This is a genomic window from Lonsdalea quercina (genome assembly GCF_900107885.1).
GTDB classification, from domain to species: domain Bacteria; phylum Pseudomonadota; class Gammaproteobacteria; order Enterobacterales; family Enterobacteriaceae; genus Lonsdalea; species Lonsdalea quercina.
Genome location: NZ_FNQS01000004.1, coordinates 143,819 through 160,250, shown reverse-complemented (window position 1 = coordinate 160,250; position 16,432 = coordinate 143,819). Strand labels below are relative to the sequence as shown.

The 16,432-nt window shown below is 54.8% G+C and carries 17 protein-coding genes; 10 read left to right on the top strand and 7 right to left on the bottom strand.

Going from position 1 to position 16,432, the window contains the following annotated elements; all coding sequences use genetic code 11:
- The 4 genes from ftsQ (at window position 1) to lpxC (ending at window position 4,356) form a co-directional block, all read left to right on the top strand.
- Window positions 1–858: a cell division protein FtsQ gene (gene ftsQ / locus BLU64_RS07600; RefSeq protein ID WP_074728285.1), complete on the top strand. Its 858-nt coding sequence runs from the start codon at window positions 1–3 to the stop codon at window positions 856–858.
- Window positions 855–2,111: a cell division protein FtsA gene (gene ftsA / locus BLU64_RS07595; protein ID WP_026739118.1), complete on the top strand. Its 1,257-nt coding sequence runs from the start codon at window positions 855–857 to the stop codon at window positions 2,109–2,111. Before ftsQ ends, ftsA begins: the two co-directional genes overlap by 4 nt.
- Window positions 2,112–2,183: 72 nt before the next feature.
- Complete coding sequence (gene ftsZ / locus BLU64_RS07590; RefSeq protein ID WP_026741712.1) at window positions 2,184–3,338, top strand: cell division protein FtsZ; 1,155 nt, start codon at window positions 2,184–2,186, stop codon at window positions 3,336–3,338.
- A gap of 100 nt (window positions 3,339–3,438) precedes the next feature.
- Window positions 3,439–4,356: a UDP-3-O-acyl-N-acetylglucosamine deacetylase gene (gene lpxC / locus BLU64_RS07585; RefSeq protein ID WP_074728283.1), complete on the top strand. Its 918-nt coding sequence runs from the start codon at window positions 3,439–3,441 to the stop codon at window positions 4,354–4,356.
- A 26-nt stretch (window positions 4,357–4,382) separates the two neighbouring features.
- On the opposite strand, the gene BLU64_RS07580 is transcribed toward lpxC, so the two are convergent.
- On the bottom strand, window positions 4,383–4,904 hold the full coding sequence (locus BLU64_RS07580; RefSeq protein WP_026739121.1) for a DUF721 domain-containing protein: 522 nt from the start codon (window positions 4,902–4,904) through the stop codon (window positions 4,383–4,385).
- A 28-nt stretch (window positions 4,905–4,932) separates the two neighbouring features.
- Between BLU64_RS07580 and secM the strand changes: the two genes are divergently transcribed.
- The 3 genes from secM to mutT all read left to right on the top strand — a co-directional run bounded on the left by secM (window position 4,933) and on the right by mutT (window position 8,712).
- Entirely contained in the window at window positions 4,933–5,433 is a 501-nt protein-coding gene (gene secM / locus BLU64_RS07575) for a secA translation cis-regulator SecM (RefSeq protein WP_026741714.1), read from the top strand.
- Between the two features lie 101 nt (window positions 5,434–5,534).
- Window positions 5,535–8,237, top strand: coding sequence for a preprotein translocase subunit SecA (secA, locus tag BLU64_RS07570; protein WP_074728282.1), 2,703 nt, complete (start codon window positions 5,535–5,537; stop codon window positions 8,235–8,237).
- Window positions 8,238–8,313: 76 nt separating this feature from the next.
- Window positions 8,314–8,712 carry an 8-oxo-dGTP diphosphatase MutT gene (mutT, locus tag BLU64_RS07565; protein ID WP_026741716.1) on the top strand — a complete coding sequence of 133 codons (399 nt, stop codon included), beginning with the start codon at window positions 8,314–8,316 and terminating at the stop codon, window positions 8,710–8,712.
- 9 nt (window positions 8,713–8,721) lie between these two features.
- On the opposite strand, the gene yacG is transcribed toward mutT, so the two are convergent.
- The 3 genes from yacG to coaE are packed head-to-tail and all read right to left on the bottom strand — an operon-like array spanning window position 8,722 to window position 10,303.
- The gene (gene yacG, locus BLU64_RS07560; protein WP_026739125.1) at window positions 8,722–8,919 is read right to left on the bottom strand and encodes a DNA gyrase inhibitor YacG; all 198 of its coding nucleotides are present in this window, start codon (window positions 8,917–8,919) and stop codon (window positions 8,722–8,724) included.
- 11 nt (window positions 8,920–8,930) lie between these two features.
- Window positions 8,931–9,683 (bottom strand): cell division protein ZapD, encoded by a 753-nt coding sequence (gene zapD, locus BLU64_RS07555; RefSeq protein WP_026741717.1) that lies wholly within the window; start codon window positions 9,681–9,683, stop codon window positions 8,931–8,933.
- Window positions 9,683–10,303, bottom strand: coding sequence for a dephospho-CoA kinase (gene coaE / locus BLU64_RS07550; RefSeq protein ID WP_026741718.1), 621 nt, complete (start codon window positions 10,301–10,303; stop codon window positions 9,683–9,685). Before coaE ends, zapD begins: the two co-directional genes overlap by 1 nt.
- 172 nt (window positions 10,304–10,475) lie before the next feature.
- On the opposite strand from coaE, the gene BLU64_RS07545 reads away from it, so the two are divergent.
- A complete protein-coding gene (locus BLU64_RS07545; RefSeq protein ID WP_026741719.1) occupies window positions 10,476–11,516 on the top strand; it encodes a GMP reductase in 1,041 nt (346 codons plus the stop codon).
- 25 nt (window positions 11,517–11,541) lie between these two features.
- Here the strand turns inward: BLU64_RS07545 and hofC are convergent, their stop codons facing one another.
- Genes hofC through ppdD form a run of 3 tightly spaced genes read right to left on the bottom strand, consistent with a single transcriptional unit; the run spans window position 11,542 to window position 14,624 of the window.
- Window positions 11,542–12,744: a protein transport protein HofC gene (gene hofC / locus BLU64_RS07540; RefSeq protein WP_026741720.1), complete on the bottom strand. Its 1,203-nt coding sequence runs from the start codon at window positions 12,742–12,744 to the stop codon at window positions 11,542–11,544.
- Window position 12,745: 1 nt separating this feature from the next.
- Entirely contained in the window at window positions 12,746–14,176 is a 1,431-nt protein-coding gene (gene gspE, locus BLU64_RS07535) for a type II secretion system protein GspE (protein WP_026741721.1), read from the bottom strand.
- A 4-nt stretch (window positions 14,177–14,180) separates the two neighbouring features.
- Window positions 14,181–14,624 (bottom strand): prepilin peptidase-dependent pilin, encoded by a 444-nt coding sequence (ppdD, locus tag BLU64_RS07530; protein WP_026741722.1) that lies wholly within the window; start codon window positions 14,622–14,624, stop codon window positions 14,181–14,183.
- Window positions 14,625–14,972: 348 nt separating this feature from the next.
- Between ppdD and ampD the strand changes: the two genes are divergently transcribed.
- Window positions 14,973–15,515: a 1,6-anhydro-N-acetylmuramyl-L-alanine amidase AmpD gene (ampD, locus tag BLU64_RS07525; RefSeq protein ID WP_026741723.1), complete on the top strand. Its 543-nt coding sequence runs from the start codon at window positions 14,973–14,975 to the stop codon at window positions 15,513–15,515.
- A gap of 25 nt (window positions 15,516–15,540) precedes the next feature.
- Entirely contained in the window at window positions 15,541–16,395 is an 855-nt protein-coding gene (gene ampE, locus BLU64_RS07520) for a beta-lactamase regulator AmpE (protein WP_026741724.1), read from the top strand.
- Window positions 16,396–16,432 lie beyond the last annotated feature (37 nt).

The following is a 16,432-nucleotide window of genomic DNA, read 5'->3' as shown; positions in this document are numbered from 1 at the left end:
ATGTCGCAAGCGGCGCTTAACACACGCGGACGCGAGCCCGAATCCAACGGCGCGCGTCGCAGCAACGGCGGCCAACTGGCGGGCATGATTTTCCTGCTGATGGTGGTGGGCACCATCGCCTGGGGTAGCTGGATGGTGGTGGGGTGGATGAAAGACGCCAGCCGGCTGCCGCTGTCCCGGCTGGTGGTGACGGGAGAAAGAATCTACACCACCAACGACGACATTCGTCAGGCGATACTGTCGCTCGGGGCGCCGGGCACGTTTATGACGCAGGACGTTAACGTCATTCAGCAGCAGATTGAACGGCTGCCGTGGATTAAACAGGCCAGCGTACGCAAGCAGTGGCCGGACGAATTAAAGATTCATCTGGTTGAATACGTGCCTTTCGCACGTTGGAATGACCAACTGATGGTTGACAGCGATGGAAACGCATTCAGCGTACCGGCGGAACGTATCGGTAATAAAAAGATGCCGATGCTGTACGGACCGGAAGGCAGCGAAGCCGACGTGCTGGAAGGGTATCGAAACATTAACCAGATACTGAGCGCCGGCAAGTTTCAGCTGAAAATGGTTGCGATGACCGCGCGCCATTCCTGGCAGGTCGGTCTGGAAGACGATATCCGCCTGCAGTTGGGACGCGACGATCAGGCTCGCCGTCTGGCGCGATTTATTGAGTTGTATCCGCTTCTTCAACAGCAGGCGAAGGACGGAAACAAGCGGATTAACTATGTGGATCTGCGTTACGACTCAGGCGCGGCGGTAGGTTGGGGTCCGGCGTTTATCGATCAGCAAGAAGACATTGATCGTCACCAAAACGGTAATCAGCAACAGAATCAGGCACAGGCTAAACAGCAATGATCAAGTCGACGGACAGAAAACTGGTAGTTGGGCTGGAAATCGGTACAGCAAAAGTGGCTGCGCTGGTAGGGGAAGTTCTGCCCGATGGCATGGTCAATATTATCGGTGTGGGTAGCTGCCCGTCACGGGGTATGGATAAAGGCGGCGTGAACGACCTGGAGTCGGTGGTGAAATGCGTACAGCGCGCCATCGACCAGGCAGAGTTGATGGCAGACTGCCAGATCTCATCGGTTTATCTGGCGCTGTCCGGCAAACATATCAGCTGCCAGAACGAGATTGGCATGGTGCCGATCTCCGAAGAAGAAGTGACGATGGACGATGTGGAAAGCGTCGTCCACACGGCGAAATCCGTTCGCGTACGCGATGAACATCGCATCCTGCACGTCATTCCGCAGGAATACGCGATCGACTACCAGGAAGGCATCAAGAATCCGGTAGGGTTGTCCGGCGTGCGTATGCAGGCAAAGGTGCATTTGATCACCTGCCATAACGATATGGCGAAGAACATCGTCAAAGCCGTTGAGCGTTGCGGACTGAAAGTCGACCAGCTGATTTTCGCCGGACTGGCATCCAGCTATGCGGTGCTGACTGAAGACGAACGTGAACTGGGCGTCTGCGTCGTTGATATCGGCGGCGGCACCATGGACATGGCGGTCTATACTGGCGGCGCGCTGCGTCACACCAAGGTGATTCCGTACGCAGGTAATGTGGTCACCAGCGATATTGCTTACGCTTTTGGTACTCCGCCTACGGACGCCGAGGCGATCAAAGTTCGCTACGGCTGCGCGTTGGGCTCCATCGTGAGCAAAGACGAAGCGGTTGAAGTTCCCAGCGTGGGCGGGCGTCCGCCTCGTAGTCTGCAACGCCAGACGCTGGCTGAAGTCATCGAGCCGCGTTACACCGAGCTGCTGAATCTGGTGAACGACGAGCTATTGCAGTTACAGGAGCAGTTGCGTCAGCAGGGCGTCAAGCATCATCTGGCGGCCGGTATTGTGCTGACGGGGGGAGCCGCACAGATTGATGGCCTGGCCGCATGCGCCCAGCGTGTGTTCCATACGCAGGTGCGTATCGGGCAACCGCTGAACATCACGGGCCTGACGGATTATGCGCAGGAGCCCTACTACTCTACGGCGGTAGGGTTGCTGCACTACGGTAAAGAATCTCACCTGAACGGTGAGCATGAAGTAGAAAAACGCGCCTCAGTGAGCCATTGGTTTAAGCGACTGAATAGCTGGCTGAGAAAAGAATTTTAACGGTTATCAAAAGAGATCCAGGCACAGCTTTTTTGATCTCGAAGTAACACAGGCATAAGACGGAGAGAAACTATGTTTGAACCTATGGAATTAACCAACGACGCGGTGATAAAAGTCATCGGCGTCGGTGGCGGCGGCGGTAACGCGGTCGAGCATATGGTGCGTGAGCGCATTGAAGGCGTTGAGTTCTTTGCGGTTAACACTGACGCGCAGGCACTGCGTAAAACGGCGGTTGGGCAGACCATTCAGATCGGTAGCGGTATTACCAAAGGTCTGGGTGCTGGGGCTAACCCGGAAGTCGGCCGTAACTCTGCTGAAGAAGACCGCGAGGCGTTGCGCGCATCTCTCGAAGGCGCCGATATGGTATTTATCGCAGCCGGTATGGGCGGTGGTACAGGTACGGGCGCTGCCCCGGTCGTGGCCGAAGTGGCTAAAGATCTCGGCATACTTACTGTTGCTGTCGTGACCAAGCCGTTCAACTTCGAAGGCAAAAAACGCATGGCATTTGCGGAACAGGGCATCGCGGAGCTGTCCAAGCACGTGGATTCCCTGATCACCATCCCGAACGACAAACTGCTGAAAGTACTGGGACGCGGCATTTCCCTGCTGGATGCGTTCGGCGCCGCCAACGACGTGCTGAAAGGGGCGGTTCAAGGTATCGCAGAACTGATTACTCGTCCGGGGTTGATGAACGTCGACTTCGCGGACGTTCGCACGGTGATGTCCGAAATGGGCTATGCCATGATGGGTTCCGGCGTGGCGCGTGGCGAAGACCGTGCGGAAGAAGCGGCCGAAATGGCGATCTCAAGTCCGCTGCTGGAAGATATCGATCTGTCCGGCGCCCGTGGCGTTCTGGTCAACATCACGGCGGGCTTCGACCTGCGTCTGGATGAGTTCGAAACGGTGGGTAATACTATCCGTGCTTTCGCTTCCGACAACGCGACCGTGGTTATCGGTACGTCTCTGGACCCGGAAATGAACGACGAACTGCGCGTCACCGTGGTGGCGACCGGCATCGGCATGGACAAACGTCCGGAAATCACGCTGGTGACCAACAAGCAGAGCAGCCAGCCGGTAATGGACCATCGTTACCAGCAGCATGGCATGTCCCCTCTGCCGCAGGAAAAACCGGCTGCCGCCAAGGTCGTCAACGACCAGAACGCGCAGCCTAACAAAGAGCCGGATTATCTGGATATCCCGGCGTTCCTGCGCAAGCAGGCCGATTAACCGGCCGCTTGGTTGGATTCTCCGCTCTTTGTGCTAAACTGTGCCGCCGGCCTTGGTATAGACTAGGGCCGTTGGTTCGGATTAAATGCGAGATAACACGATGATCAAACAACGTACATTAAAACGTATCGTACAGGCGACAGGGGTCGGTTTACATACCGGCAAAAAAGTCACCCTGACAATGCGTCCTGCACCGGCAAATACCGGGGTCATCTATCGTCGCACTGACTTGAATCCACCGGTTGATTTTCCGGCTGATGCCAAATCCGTGCGTGATACCATGCTCTGTACTTGCCTGGTCAATGAGCATGACGTGCGAATTTCGACCGTGGAGCATCTGAACGCCGCGCTGGCGGGTCTGGGTATCGATAACGTGATGATCGAAGTCGATTCTCCCGAAATTCCGATTATGGACGGCAGCGCCAGTCCGTTCGTTTACCTGTTGCTCGATGCCGGTATTGAAGAGCTGAACTGCGCTAAGAAGTTCGTGCGGATAAAAGATACCGTGCGTGTAGAAGATGGCGACAAGTGGGCGGAACTGAAGCCTTATAACGGTTTCAATCTGGACTTCACCATCGACTTCAACCACCCGGCGATCGACTCTGGCGCACAGCGCTACAAGCTAGAGTTCTCTGCGGACTCTTTCGTCCGTCAGATCAGCCGTGCGCGGACCTTCGGTTTCATGCGAGATATTGAATATCTCCAGTCCCGCGGGCTGTGCCTGGGCGGCAGCTTTGACTGCGCGATTGTCGTTGACGATTATCGTGTGCTGAACGATGACGGTCTGCGTTTTGAAGATGAGTTCGTTCGTCACAAAATGCTGGATGCCATCGGCGACCTGTTTATGTGCGGCCATAACATTATTGGTGCCTTCACGGCATTCAAGTCTGGTCATGCGCTGAACAACAAACTGCTGCAGGCTGTGCTGGCAAAACAGGAAGCGTGGGAATACGTGACCTTTGAAGATGAGGCGGAAATGCCGCTGGCGTTCAAAGCGCCTTCGACGGTACTCGCCTGACGAGTCAGAACAACAACTTGTCGTTTTCATGACTGGTTATCACTGGTTTTCTCTCCGGCCAGTGAAGCCAGTCTTTTTAATATCCGCTGTAACCTTTCCGGGCTGTTTTCCGCTAATCCATTCAATATCTCTGCACTTTGCGGACTCAGTGAACGTCGCTTCGGCGCATCGATAGAACCAACGCCGGTTGTGGTTTCCGACGGCTTATTATTTTGGTGCGCTTTAGCAGCAAGCGAGGGATTAATCCGGATGTCGATTGCGGCTAATGATGGTAGTATTTGAGCACGCAAAGCGGAGAGTAGCGCTGGCTGTTCATAACGTAGCCGCATCATCCAGCTGGCGTTCGCGGTTTCCAGCACCAGCAGATTCCGCCGGTAGTTCGCCACGCGGCACCAAGGGTGCATTTGCGCAGGCAATATCGCGCAGACGGCGCGATTAAGCTTTACCAGCGCGGCAGCGCGCTGCTGAATATCCCGTAGCGGACCGCTTCCGGTTTCCGATGCGCTATCAAAAAAAGATTCTAGTGACTGTGGACGACTATCACGCATAACGCAGGCTCCGACGGACAGTAAACTTGTGATTGGTATTCTAAATCGTTGGCGACAATTTGGCAGACGTTATTTTTGGCCGCATCTCCTGCTGGGGATGGTCGCGGCTGGTTTTGGTCTGCCCGTTAGTCTGTGCGAATCCCAAAATACGTCGTCCCTGTCGACTTCGGCTATCAGTCGCCATAATGTTTCCGCCTTTAGCCTGACCAATTTAGTGGCATTAAAAGATGCCCATCGGCGTTCATCCGTCGGCATTGATTATTGGCATCAGCATGCCATTCGCACTGTTATCCGGCACTTATCGTTTGCACTCACTGCGCCGCAGCCTTCTTCGGTGGCTGAAGTGGTCGTCGCCTCGCCTGCACAGCACCAAATCCTGATTGAAACGCTTCACGCGCTACTGACCCAGGAAAATAGGGTGCCGGCGCTGGATGTAACCACCTACTTCTCCGCCGTATCCACGCTATCCCATCATTCCGGGATCTGGCTCGCCCAGACGCTAGGGATACGCGCCGGACCGCTCAGTTAAACCGCTTTTCTGTCAACACGCGCAATAGCCGGGTGAGTTCGCCTGGTTTTCTGATGTTATGCCACGGTAGAGACGGTGGTATTGTAGAGATTAAAATTATTATGTTAGTAAAACTATTGACCAAAGTTTTCGGTAGCCGTAACGACCGTACCTTACGCCGTATGCGTAAAACTGTAGATGTTATTGCTCAGCTTGAACCGGCTATGGAAAAGCTGTCTGATGACGAGCTAAAAGCCAAAACGCAGGAGTTCCGCGAACGTCTCAAGAAAGGGGAAACGCTGGAAGCGCTGTTGCCCGAAGCCTTTGCCGTCGTACGTGAAGCGAGTAAACGAGTTTTCGGCATGCGCCACTTTGATGTTCAGATGCTGGGCGGGATGGTGCTTAATGAACGCTGCATCGCTGAAATGCGTACTGGTGAAGGTAAAACGCTGACCGCGACGCTGCCTGCTTACCTGAATGGCCTGACCGGTCGCGGCGTGCATGTTGTTACCGTAAACGACTACTTGGCGCAGCGTGATGCCGAGAACAACCGTCCGCTGTTCGAGTTTCTTGGTCTGACGGTGGGGATCAACCTGCCAGGCATGCCGGCGCCGGCAAAGCGTGAAGCGTATGCAGCCGATATCACTTATGGCACCAACAACGAATACGGTTTTGACTACCTGCGCGACAATATGGCGTTCAGCCCGGAAGAGCGCGTTCAGCGCCCGCTGTTCTACGCGTTGGTGGATGAAGTCGACTCCATCCTGATTGATGAAGCGCGTACCCCGCTGATCATTTCTGGACCTGCCGAAGACAGCTCCGAGATGTACATCCGCGTCAATAAAATCATCCCGTCGTTGATCCGTCAGGAAAAAGAAGATTCCGACACGTTCCAGGGCGAAGGCCACTTCTCCGTGGATGAGAAATCCCGTCAGGTCAATCTGACCGAACGTGGTTTGGTGAAAATTGAAGAACTGCTGGTAAAAGAAGGCATCATGGAAGAAGGCGAATCCCTGTATTCGCCTTCGAATATTATGCTGATGCATCATGTGACCGCTGGTCTGCGGGCGCACGTCTTGTTCACGCGCGACGTCGATTATATCGTTAAAGACGGCGAAGTTATCATTGTCGACGAACATACCGGTCGTACCATGCAGGGGCGTCGCTGGTCTGACGGCCTGCATCAGGCCGTTGAGGCGAAAGAACACGTCACCATTAACAACGAAAACCAGACGCTGGCCTCCATCACCTTCCAGAACTACTTCCGTCTGTACGAAAAACTGGCGGGGATGACTGGGACTGCGGATACCGAAGCTTTCGAATTCAGCTCTATCTATAAGCTGGATACCATTGTCGTCCCGACAAACCGCCCGATGATCCGTAAAGACCTGCCCGATCTGGTGTATATGACAGAGCGGGAGAAGATCGACGCCATTATCGAAGACATCAGGGAGCGTACGGCGAATGGTCAGCCGGTGCTGGTGGGGACCATCTCGATTGAGAAATCGGAAGTGGTCTCCGACGCGTTGACTCGCGCAGGAATCAAACACAACGTTCTGAACGCCAAGTTCCATGCCATGGAAGCGGATATTGTCGCGCAGGCCGGTCGCCCGGGCGCCGTGACCATCGCCACCAACATGGCCGGTCGTGGTACGGACATCGTGCTGGGCGGCAGCTGGCAGACGGAGATCGCCCAGTTGGAAGCCCCGACGGAAGAGCAGATTGCCGCCATCAAAGCAGACTGGCAGTTGCGCCACGATGCGGTGCTGGCTTCGGGCGGTTTGCATATCATCGGCACCGAGCGCCATGAATCGCGTCGTATCGACAACCAGCTGCGTGGCCGTTCCGGTCGTCAGGGGGATGCCGGTTCTTCTCGTTTCTATCTTTCAATGGAAGATGCTCTGATGCGTATCTTCGCCTCTGACCGTGTGTCCAACATGATGCGTAAGTTGGGGATGAAGGAAGGCGAAGCCATCGAACATCCTTGGGTGACCAAAGCCATTGCCAATGCACAGCGTAAGGTGGAAAACCGTAACTTCGATATCCGTAAGCAGCTACTGGAATATGATGATGTCGCGAACGACCAGCGCCGTGCTATTTACACGCAGCGTAATGAACTGCTGAACTCCGCCGATATCAGCGAAACAATCAACAGTATTCGTGACGATGTGTTTAAAGCGACGATCGATAACCATATTCCGCCGCAGTCTCTGGAAGAAATGTGGGATATCGACGGTTTGGAACAGCGTCTGAAAAACGATTTCGATCTGGAAATGCCAATTGCTGAATGGCTGGAAAAAGAGCCTCAGCTGCATGAAGAAACGCTGCGTGAACGTATCCACCAGCAGGCGATGGAAGTTTACGCCCGCAAAGAAGAGGTTGTGGGCGTCGATGTCATGCGCAACTTCGAAAAAGGCGTAATGCTGCAGACGCTGGACTCCCTGTGGAAAGAACATTTGGCAGCGATGGACTATCTGCGCCAGGGCATCCATCTACGCGGCTATGCGCAGAAAGATCCGAAGCAGGAGTACAAACGTGAGTCGTTCTCCATGTTTGCAGCGATGTTGGAAGCGTTGAAATATGAAGTCATCAGCACGCTGAGCAAAGTTCAGGTTCGCATGCCGGAAGAGATCGAAGCGCTGGAACAACAGCGCCGTGAGGAAGCTGAACGACTGGCGAGCCAGCAGCAGCTGAGCCATCAAAGCGAAGCAACTGCCGCGCCGTCTGCGGGTGGTTCATCCGAGCGTAAAATCGGCCGTAACGATCCTTGCCCTTGCGGTTCGGGCAAGAAATACAAACAGTGCCACGGACGTATCCAGAACTAGTCTTCATCACGGTTGGATAACATTATCGGTATCAATAAAGGCGGTCATTGACCGCCTTTTACTTGGGGAAAGGCTTATGACGCAGAAACCTTTGTCAGTCGCAGTAGGCATTATTCGTAACGCCCAGCGACAGTTTTTTATCGCCTGCCGCCAGGCTGGCTCGCACATGGCCGGTAAATGGGAGTTTCCCGGTGGAAAAGTGGAAGCGGGGGAGACCCCCGAACAGGCATTGATTCGTGAATTGCGTGAGGAAACAGGGATTGAGGCGCACGACCCTCAGGCGCTGACGGATAAAACATTTTCCACGGGCGATCGGCTCATCACGCTGCATTTTTTCCTGGTAGAACATTGGCAAGGAGAACCCTATGGCCGGGAGGGGCAGCCGTCGCGCTGGCTGACCGTCGACGAACTGCAAGAAGAGGAATTTCCGCCAGCGAATGCGGAGATGATCCGCTGGCTAAAGCAGTCGGCGTAATACCGCAGGTTAATACTTGGTTTCGCTCCAGTTTTCGCTGTCAGTAATCGCTTCATTACTGGGAATGCGTTTCTCTTCTTCAGCCCATTCCCCGAGATCGATTAACTGACAGCGTTTGCTGCAGAAAGGGCGGTAAGGGCTTTGTTCTCCCCACACCACAGGTTTGGCGCAGGTTGGACATTTTACGGTGGTGATATCGTTGCTCATCTTAGTCACTCCTAACAGCAAGCCAGTTCGAACGTCAGGCGGTCGGGCACTTGCCCATGCTCGCTGTCCAGCGGCATAAAGCGAATCGCATAACGGCTCTTGTGGCCAGAAATTTGTGGGTATAGCTGATGCTCCTGTGCGATCTGTATGCGCAGGAGGTCGGCGTCGGCTGCATTGTCCTGATAGAAGCCTTTCAGGCTGATTTGTGGACGGAAGATCGCTGAGTTGCGGATGAGGTCCAGAATCATCCCCAGCGTTTGTTCGAACGGGGCGACGCTGTCGAGCCAGACGCTGACCTGGCGGTTTCTGTGCTCGACAGGTTGATGCAGCCAGCTATGCAGCGTCGGCAAGTCGAAGTTACAGCATCCCCCAGGGATGCTCAGCCGTTGGCGCACCATGCCAATAAGGCGATCTTCTCGCAGGCTCTGGCCCATACGCGGGGCGGCCATCAGTTGACTGGCCTGTTGGCGTAACTGCTGGCGAAAGGCGTCAATCCGCGCCTGATCGACGCCGGGCACGTCCTGCCACTGTGTTAACTTCTGCTGCTGGCGTTCTAGTTCTTTCATCAAATCGGGTCGAACGTCGCCGCGTTCGAGTATATCCAACAGGTCGGTAGCGGCGCGGAAAAATCCCAGCGCGTTCCCCATGTGTTCCAGCATCTGGTTGTCATGCATTTGTTGAAGCAGAAACTCGAGACGTAGCCAGGTCCGCGTTTTCTCATTCAGCGGATATTCAAATAATAGGGTTGAGGAAGCATCACTCATTATTTTGTCATCCTGTCTTTTGCGGTTGCCGCCAGCTCAAGATAGCGCTGATGCAGCATGGCAATTTGTGGAGCGAGTTCGCTCTGGCTATGGCTATTGTCGATGATGTCGTCGGCATAAGCCAGACGCTGTTCTCGCGTGGCTTGTGCGGCCAGAATTTTTTCCGCCTGTTGGAGGGAAACCCCATCTCGCGCCAGCGTACGCTGTAGCTGAATTTCCGGGGTGACATCCACAACCAGAACACGTTGCGCCTGCGATTGCAGGCCGCTTTCGATTAGCAGGGGGATCACCCACATCACGTATGGACCGGGGGCGGCAAGCAACTGGCGTTGGGTTTCCGCGTGGATTAATGGATGCAGCAATTGGTTTAGCCACGCTTTTTCACGTTCATCGGAAAAAATTTTTTCCCGTAGGGCGGCGCGGTTGAGCGTATCGTCGGTGTTCAGTATCTCGGGGCCGAAGCGTTTTGCGATAGCGGACAACGCTGACGTTCCTGGCTCAACGACCTGACGGGCGATAATGTCCGCATCGATGATAGTGATGCCTTGCCGGGCGAAACCTTCAGCGACGGTGCTTTTGCCGCTGCCGATACCGCCTGTAAGCGCTACGATGTATGCCATGGTATCGATCTGCAAAATTACCGGGTAAATTTACGGGATTCTAGCCTAAATAAAGGTAAATTCGCAGTCTTGCCGCAGGATTATTCGCGCGTATGATTAGGCTACTGGATAGGTTTTAAAGCATACCGACTATCTCCCCGATGGTCTTCGCCACTGACCAGGACACCTCCTTATGCGTATTGAAGAAGATTTAAAGTTAGGCTTTAAAGATGTTCTCATCCGTCCCAAACGCTCCACCCTCAAGAGTCGCTCGGAAGTTGAATTGGCGCGCGATTTCACCTTTATGCATGCGGGCTGCCATTGGTCGGGCGTGCCGGTTATTGCGGCCAATATGGATACGGTCGGCACTTTTCGCATGGCTCAGGCGCTATCCACGTTTGGCGTGCTGACCGCCGTGCATAAACATTACTCCGTTGAGCAGTGGCAGCAGTTTGTTACACAGTCATCGGAAGACGTGTTGCGCCACGTCTTAGTCTCTACGGGGACATCAAGCGACGATTTTACCAAACTGAAGCAAATTCTGGCCCTCTCTCCAGAGCTGAAGTTTATCTGCATCGACGTCGCTAACGGCTATTCCGAGCACTTTGTCTCTTTTGTGCAGAAAGCGCGAGAAGCGTGTCCTGATAAGATCATTTGCGCCGGGAATGTGGTGACCGGCGAAATGGTCGAAGAGCTGATTCTTTCCGGTGCGGATATCGTCAAAGTTGGGATTGGTCCCGGTTCCGTTTGCACCACCCGGTTGAAAACGGGCGTGGGCTATCCGCAGCTATCGGCGGTGATCGAATGTGCCGATGCAGCGCATGGACTCGGCGGACAAATCGTCAGCGATGGCGGTTGCTCCGTGCCTGGCGACGTCGCCAAAGCTTTCGGCGGCGGCGCTGATTTTGTCATGCTGGGCGGGATGCTGGCGGCACACGATGAGTGCGAAGGCACCATAGCCGAAGAAAACGGTCAGAAAATGATGCTGTTTTACGGCATGAGTTCGGCATCAGCGATGGAGCGCCACGTTGGCGGCGTAGCCGGCTATCGGGCTGCGGAAGGTAAAACCGTTAAGCTTCCGCTACGAGGTCCGGTGGAATACACCCTTCGCGATATCCTCGGCGGCTTGCGTTCCGCCTGCACTTACGTTGGTGCTTCACGCCTGAAAGAGCTGACCAAACGCACGACGTTCATCCGCGTCGCCGAGCAAGAAAACCGTATTTTCAACGTTTAGCTTTCCGCTTCCTCAACTGACGGGATCAGGCTCCCGTCAGGACATGCCCCAACTGGAAAATAGGCAGATACATGGCGATCACCAGCGTACCGACAATGACGCCCACCGTGCCCATCAGTAGCGGCTCCAAGGTATGAGGCAGCTTTTCTGCAAACTGCTGCGTATTGTTTTCATGCCATTCGGCTAACTGTGCGAACAGGTGCTCTAGTGCGCCTGTCTCTTCTCCGACTCTGATTAACTGTGGGCAGGGCGCTGGGAACAGCGGTGAGCGTTCTACCGCCTGACTCAGCGGGATGCCGCGTTCGATGAGGTTCTGTATCTCTTTTAATTCACTCTGGTAAAGAGGATGTCCGAGCGTCGCGGCGGCGCTCAGTCCGGCCGGCAGCGGCAGTCCTGCACCGTGAGTCATCGCCAGCGTATGGAAAATCTGGCTGAGACAACGCCCGCGAATAAGTGTGGCAATGCCGGGCACTTTGAGCCACAGACGTTGCTCTCTACGCCGCCAGCGTGGAAAGGTTCTGCGCGCCCAGCCGTAGGTTGCCGCGAGTACGATGCTTATTGTGACGAGAGCGGCCCCATCGCGCATACACCGTTCCGAAAAGGTCAGTAAAGTCTGAGTCAGCATGGGAAGCGGGGCGTTAAACGAGGCGTAGAGTCGGCCGAACTCAGGCAGGACCAAGGTGATCATCAGTGCGCTAACCACTAGCACGGCGGCGGAAACGAAGAGGGGATAGCGTAGTGCTTTGGCAACTTTATACGCCAATTGCTGACGCGCCTCCTGATAGGCGGAGAGCTGCTGGCAACAGTCGCTGAGCTTACCGGTCAGTTCGCCTGCGGCAATCAGCGAGCAATACATCAGCGGAAATATATGGGGATAGTGCCGAAGCGCCTCTGCCAGCGACATGCCTTGTGCGACCTGTCGGCCGACGGTGTGTAAGACACATCGCCACGCCGGTTTGTCATGCTGCCGAGCCATGAGGTTCAACGATTCCAGTAGCGGAAGCCCGGCCTGCAATAGCGAGCCTAGCTGGTGAATGACGGGAGTCAGCTGCGAGCTGCGCCAGGCATAACGGGTCAGGTATTGTCGGATCTTCAGGTTAAGGGGTTGGTAACCCAGTTCGAGCAGATGATCGTACACCTGTTGGCGGTGGGTCGCGATAAACTCGCCGCGACACAGTTCACCTTTGCCGCTGAGGGCCTGCCAGTCGTACAGCTTTTGCATTGCCATCTCAGTCTCCTTCCTCCACCCCGTCACCCACTACCCGATAGACCTCATCCAGTGATGTGATGCCTTCATTGACTAACGCCAGACCAGCATTGAACAGCCCATTTGAGCGGGAATTCTGGTCTGGCGCCTTTTCGTAGGAGACTTCTCCGTTATCCGCCAGCGTTTGCTGGAGGTGAGGGGTAATGGCCAACAGGTCGTAAATCGCGGCTCTGCCATAATAGCCTGAAAAACAGTGATTGCAGCCCCGTGGGCGCCATTGCCGTAGTGGACCTGACCAGGCTGCATGGGGCGATATTGGTTCCGAGGGCACCCGCTCGCGGCAATGAGGGCACAGCCTGCGAACTAAGCGCTGAGCAATGATGAGTTTCAGCGCCGAGGCAAGCAGGTAGCCGGGAACGCCAAGATGTCTTAGCCGCGTGATGGTCTCGCTGGCGGAGTTAGTGTGCAGCGTGGATAGCACTAAGTGACCGGTTTGCGCCGCTTTGACGGCAATATCTGCCGTTTCGGCGTCGCGAATCTCTCCAATCATGATGACGTCGGGATCCTGGCGCAGCAGGGCTCTTAGCACCCGGCTGAAGTCCAGCCGACTTTTGGCATTGACGGCGGTTTGATTGATCCCTTCTAACGGAATTTCTACCGGATCTTCCACGCTGCAAATATTGCGGCTGGTACTATTGAGCCAGCGTATGGCGCTATAAAGCGTGAATGTTTTCCCGCTCCCCGTCGGGCCTGTGACCAAAATCATACCTTGAGGCAGTCGCAGGACCCGCTTGAATAGCCGTAATGCGCTTGTAGAAAGCCCCAGCGTGTCCAGCGTTAGCGCATGTTGCTGCGTTTGTAATACCCGCAGTACGACCTTTTCGCCCGTTTGTATCGGAAGCGTGGCGATACGTAATGAGTAACGTTCCCGATCGAGCTGCAGGGTAAATTGACCATCCTGTGGTAGACGGCGTTCAGCGATATCCAGCTTCCCCATGATCTTAAGCCGTGCAATAAGCCGGGGCGTCAGTTCGTCAGGGGCTGAAGGAATTTCCTGTAAAATGCCGTCAATGCGCAGTCGTATCCGGCAATGCATCACCATCGGCTCGAAGTGGATATCCGAGGCCCGCCGCTGAATCGCTGAATTCAGCGTCTGATTGATGAATCTGACTACCGGGATATCTTCCTGCTCTTCGACTTCAGATACAGGCTGATAGGTCGACGCCTTTTCCATGGCGCTTTGCGGCGGGGCAAGCGCTTTCTCCAGTCTGGCCGCAGGCCATTTCTCGATCAACACGTGACGGTTGCCGGCGAATTTCAACGCCGTCAGCATTTCAGTGGTTGGCGGGCTGCCGACAGCAACGGTAATGGATTGTTCATCAATGGCCAGTAGCAAAGCGTGATAACGCTGGCACAATACGTCGAGCTCTTCGCTAAGTATTTGTAACGTCATGAGATCACCCCGCAGCATCATCCAGCCGGAAAACGTCGAGACAGGCCCGACTGAGCGTGTCGGCCCCGGTTTCCGTCAGGCAATTTTTGGTCCAGTTCAACGATCCAGTCTGAGGCTCCAGCGTCGGCGTCATCACCACGCTTAGCCCTTGCAACGAGGATTGACCTGTCAACGTGATGACGCCTCGGAAAACGGTAACCTGACTGATATAACGTGTGGTTGTACCCGTTGGAATGCCCTGATTGCCTGCACTGCAAAGAGCCAGATCGGCATTGCTCAGCCCACAGAGATCGACGGCTATTTTGTAAGAGGCCGCCGTTTGCAGCATGTCGGTCATTGCCGCTTTTTGCAGGTATCCCTGATAGGCCGGAATTCCCAGGGCGCTTAGCACGGCAATGATGACGATCACAACCATCAGCTCAATCAACGTAAATCCTTGCTGTAACATGATTTCAGTCCTTGATGTGGCGGGTGGCGGCAGAATAAGGGAAGGCAACCATTTCGGCGACAGGCGATAGCCCAGTTCGTAATCCGCTTCGCAAACTGTTTTATGAGTTGCAGTTAGCGCCCGATTTTTTTCCTGGCAACTTCCAATTTCTATATTTGTCTCATCAGAAAGTGGCGCTAAACGGTATGCTTGCAGTGAGTATTGGCCGTTGGGAAATGTGTCGCTGACTTTTAAAGCCGCATGACGGGTGAATGACGAGCAGGGGAAAGATGCTACGCTTTGGTCTGTGCGAGGCGTTTGCCGCGTAGAAGAATGCGCGTAAAACGACAGGTTAATAGGAGTTTGTAGATGGAATTGGTAGATGGTTGGCTAACGGATGTGGCGCGCGTACCGTCCCCGCATTGTGACGAAAGGCCTGAGGGCGACATTCCCTCGCTGCTAGTCATACACAATATCAGCCTGCCGCCGGGCGAGTTCGGCGGTCCCTATATCAATCAATTGTTTACAGGAAGACTGCAGGCGGCTGAACACCCTTATTTCGCCGAGATAAGCCATCTGAGGGTTTCGGCTCATTGCTTGATTCGTCGGGATGGCAGCATCGTTCAATATGTGCCCTTTGACCGTCGAGCCTGGCATGCGGGCGTCTCCAGATTTGAGGGGCGCGAACGCTGTAATGATTTCTCTATCGGTATTGAACTCGAGGGGACCGACACGCTTCCTTTTACGGAGGAACAATACCGGCAGTTGGCATCGGTCACCCAGCTATTATGTCTGACTTATCCGATTACGCCGAATCGAATTTGCGGTCACAACGATATTGCTCCAGGTCGTAAAACCGATCCCGGTCCTGCTTTCGACTGGGATCGATATCGACATTTAGCGCAGAAATAGCGATCTACAAAGGGAGTCTAAATCGATGACGCTGTTTACGTTGTTGCTGGTTTTGGGATGGGAACGCCTGTTTAAACAAGGCGAACATTGGCAGTTGGATCACCATTTTGCGGTGAGGCTTCGGCATCTTTCTTCGCCGTCCTTGATACAAACCCTGCTTTTGTCGCTGGCGGGTATGGCAACGACCGCGCTGCTGATGGGGCTGGTCAGCGGCTTGTTGTTCGGTCTGCCGATGCTGATTTTATGGGTTATTATTGGTTTGCTTTGCGTGGGGGCTGGCGAGGTGAGGCTGCACTACCGTCGGTATTTGCAGGCGGCGCTACGCGGTGAAGCGGATGCGGAGCGCCAAATGTCCGGTGAATTGGCCCTGATTCATGGGTTGCCGGTGGACGGTAGTGAATCGGATAGGCTCAAGGAGCTACAGAACGCTTTGCTGTGGATTAATTTTCGTTATTACCTGGCTCCGCTGTTCTGGTTTGTGGTCGCCGGGCCTTATGGTCCCATTGCGCTGGTCGGTTATGCCTGTCTGAGAGCGCGTCAAACGATGCTTGCTCGTTACCACACCCCGTTGGAGCGGGCTAACTCTGGCGTGGATACATTGCTGCATTGGCTCGACTGGATCCCTGTGCGGCTGGCCGGAGCGGCTTATGCTTTGATGGGGCACGGCGAAAAAGCGTTGCCCGCCTGGTTCTCCGCCTTGCTGGATTTTCACAGTAGCCAGTATTGGGTGCTGACCCAGCTGGCTCAATTTTCACTGGCGCGAGAAACCCATATCGATCCTCTCGCGACGCCGATTGCTGCCGTTAAGTTGGCAAAAAAGGTGACGTTGATGATTGTAGTGGTGGTGGCGCTATTGACCATCTACGGCGCGCTGGTATGACTCGTTGCCAGAAGCCAGAAGCCAGAAGCCAGAAGCC

Excerpts from the sequence above, each read along its gene's own strand:
- ftsQ (WP_074728285.1), top strand. The coding sequence starts at position 1 with ATGTCGCAAGCGGCGCTTAACACACGCGGACGCGAGCCCGAATCCAAC.
- ftsA (WP_026739118.1), top strand. The coding sequence starts at position 855 with ATGATCAAGTCGACGGACAGAAAACTGGTAGTTGGGCTGGAAATCGGT.
- ftsZ (WP_026741712.1), top strand. The coding sequence starts at position 2,184 with ATGTTTGAACCTATGGAATTAACCAACGACGCGGTGATAAAAGTCATC.
- lpxC (WP_074728283.1), top strand. The coding sequence starts at position 3,439 with ATGATCAAACAACGTACATTAAAACGTATCGTACAGGCGACAGGGGTC.
- BLU64_RS07580 (WP_026739121.1), bottom strand. The coding sequence starts at position 4,904 with ATGCGTGATAGTCGTCCACAGTCACTAGAATCTTTTTTTGATAGCGCA.
- secA (WP_074728282.1), top strand. The coding sequence starts at position 5,535 with ATGTTAGTAAAACTATTGACCAAAGTTTTCGGTAGCCGTAACGACCGT.
- mutT (WP_026741716.1), top strand. The coding sequence starts at position 8,314 with ATGACGCAGAAACCTTTGTCAGTCGCAGTAGGCATTATTCGTAACGCC.
- yacG (WP_026739125.1), bottom strand. The coding sequence starts at position 8,919 with ATGAGCAACGATATCACCACCGTAAAATGTCCAACCTGCGCCAAACCT.
- zapD (WP_026741717.1), bottom strand. The coding sequence starts at position 9,683 with ATGAGTGATGCTTCCTCAACCCTATTATTTGAATATCCGCTGAATGAG.
- coaE (WP_026741718.1), bottom strand. The coding sequence starts at position 10,303 with ATGGCATACATCGTAGCGCTTACAGGCGGTATCGGCAGCGGCAAAAGC.
- BLU64_RS07545 (WP_026741719.1), top strand. The coding sequence starts at position 10,476 with ATGCGTATTGAAGAAGATTTAAAGTTAGGCTTTAAAGATGTTCTCATC.
- hofC (WP_026741720.1), bottom strand. The coding sequence starts at position 12,744 with ATGGCAATGCAAAAGCTGTACGACTGGCAGGCCCTCAGCGGCAAAGGT.
- gspE (WP_026741721.1), bottom strand. The coding sequence starts at position 14,176 with ATGACGTTACAAATACTTAGCGAAGAGCTCGACGTATTGTGCCAGCGT.
- ppdD (WP_026741722.1), bottom strand. The coding sequence starts at position 14,624 with ATGTTACAGCAAGGATTTACGTTGATTGAGCTGATGGTTGTGATCGTC.
- ampD (WP_026741723.1), top strand. The coding sequence starts at position 14,973 with ATGGAATTGGTAGATGGTTGGCTAACGGATGTGGCGCGCGTACCGTCC.
- ampE (WP_026741724.1), top strand. The coding sequence starts at position 15,541 with ATGACGCTGTTTACGTTGTTGCTGGTTTTGGGATGGGAACGCCTGTTT.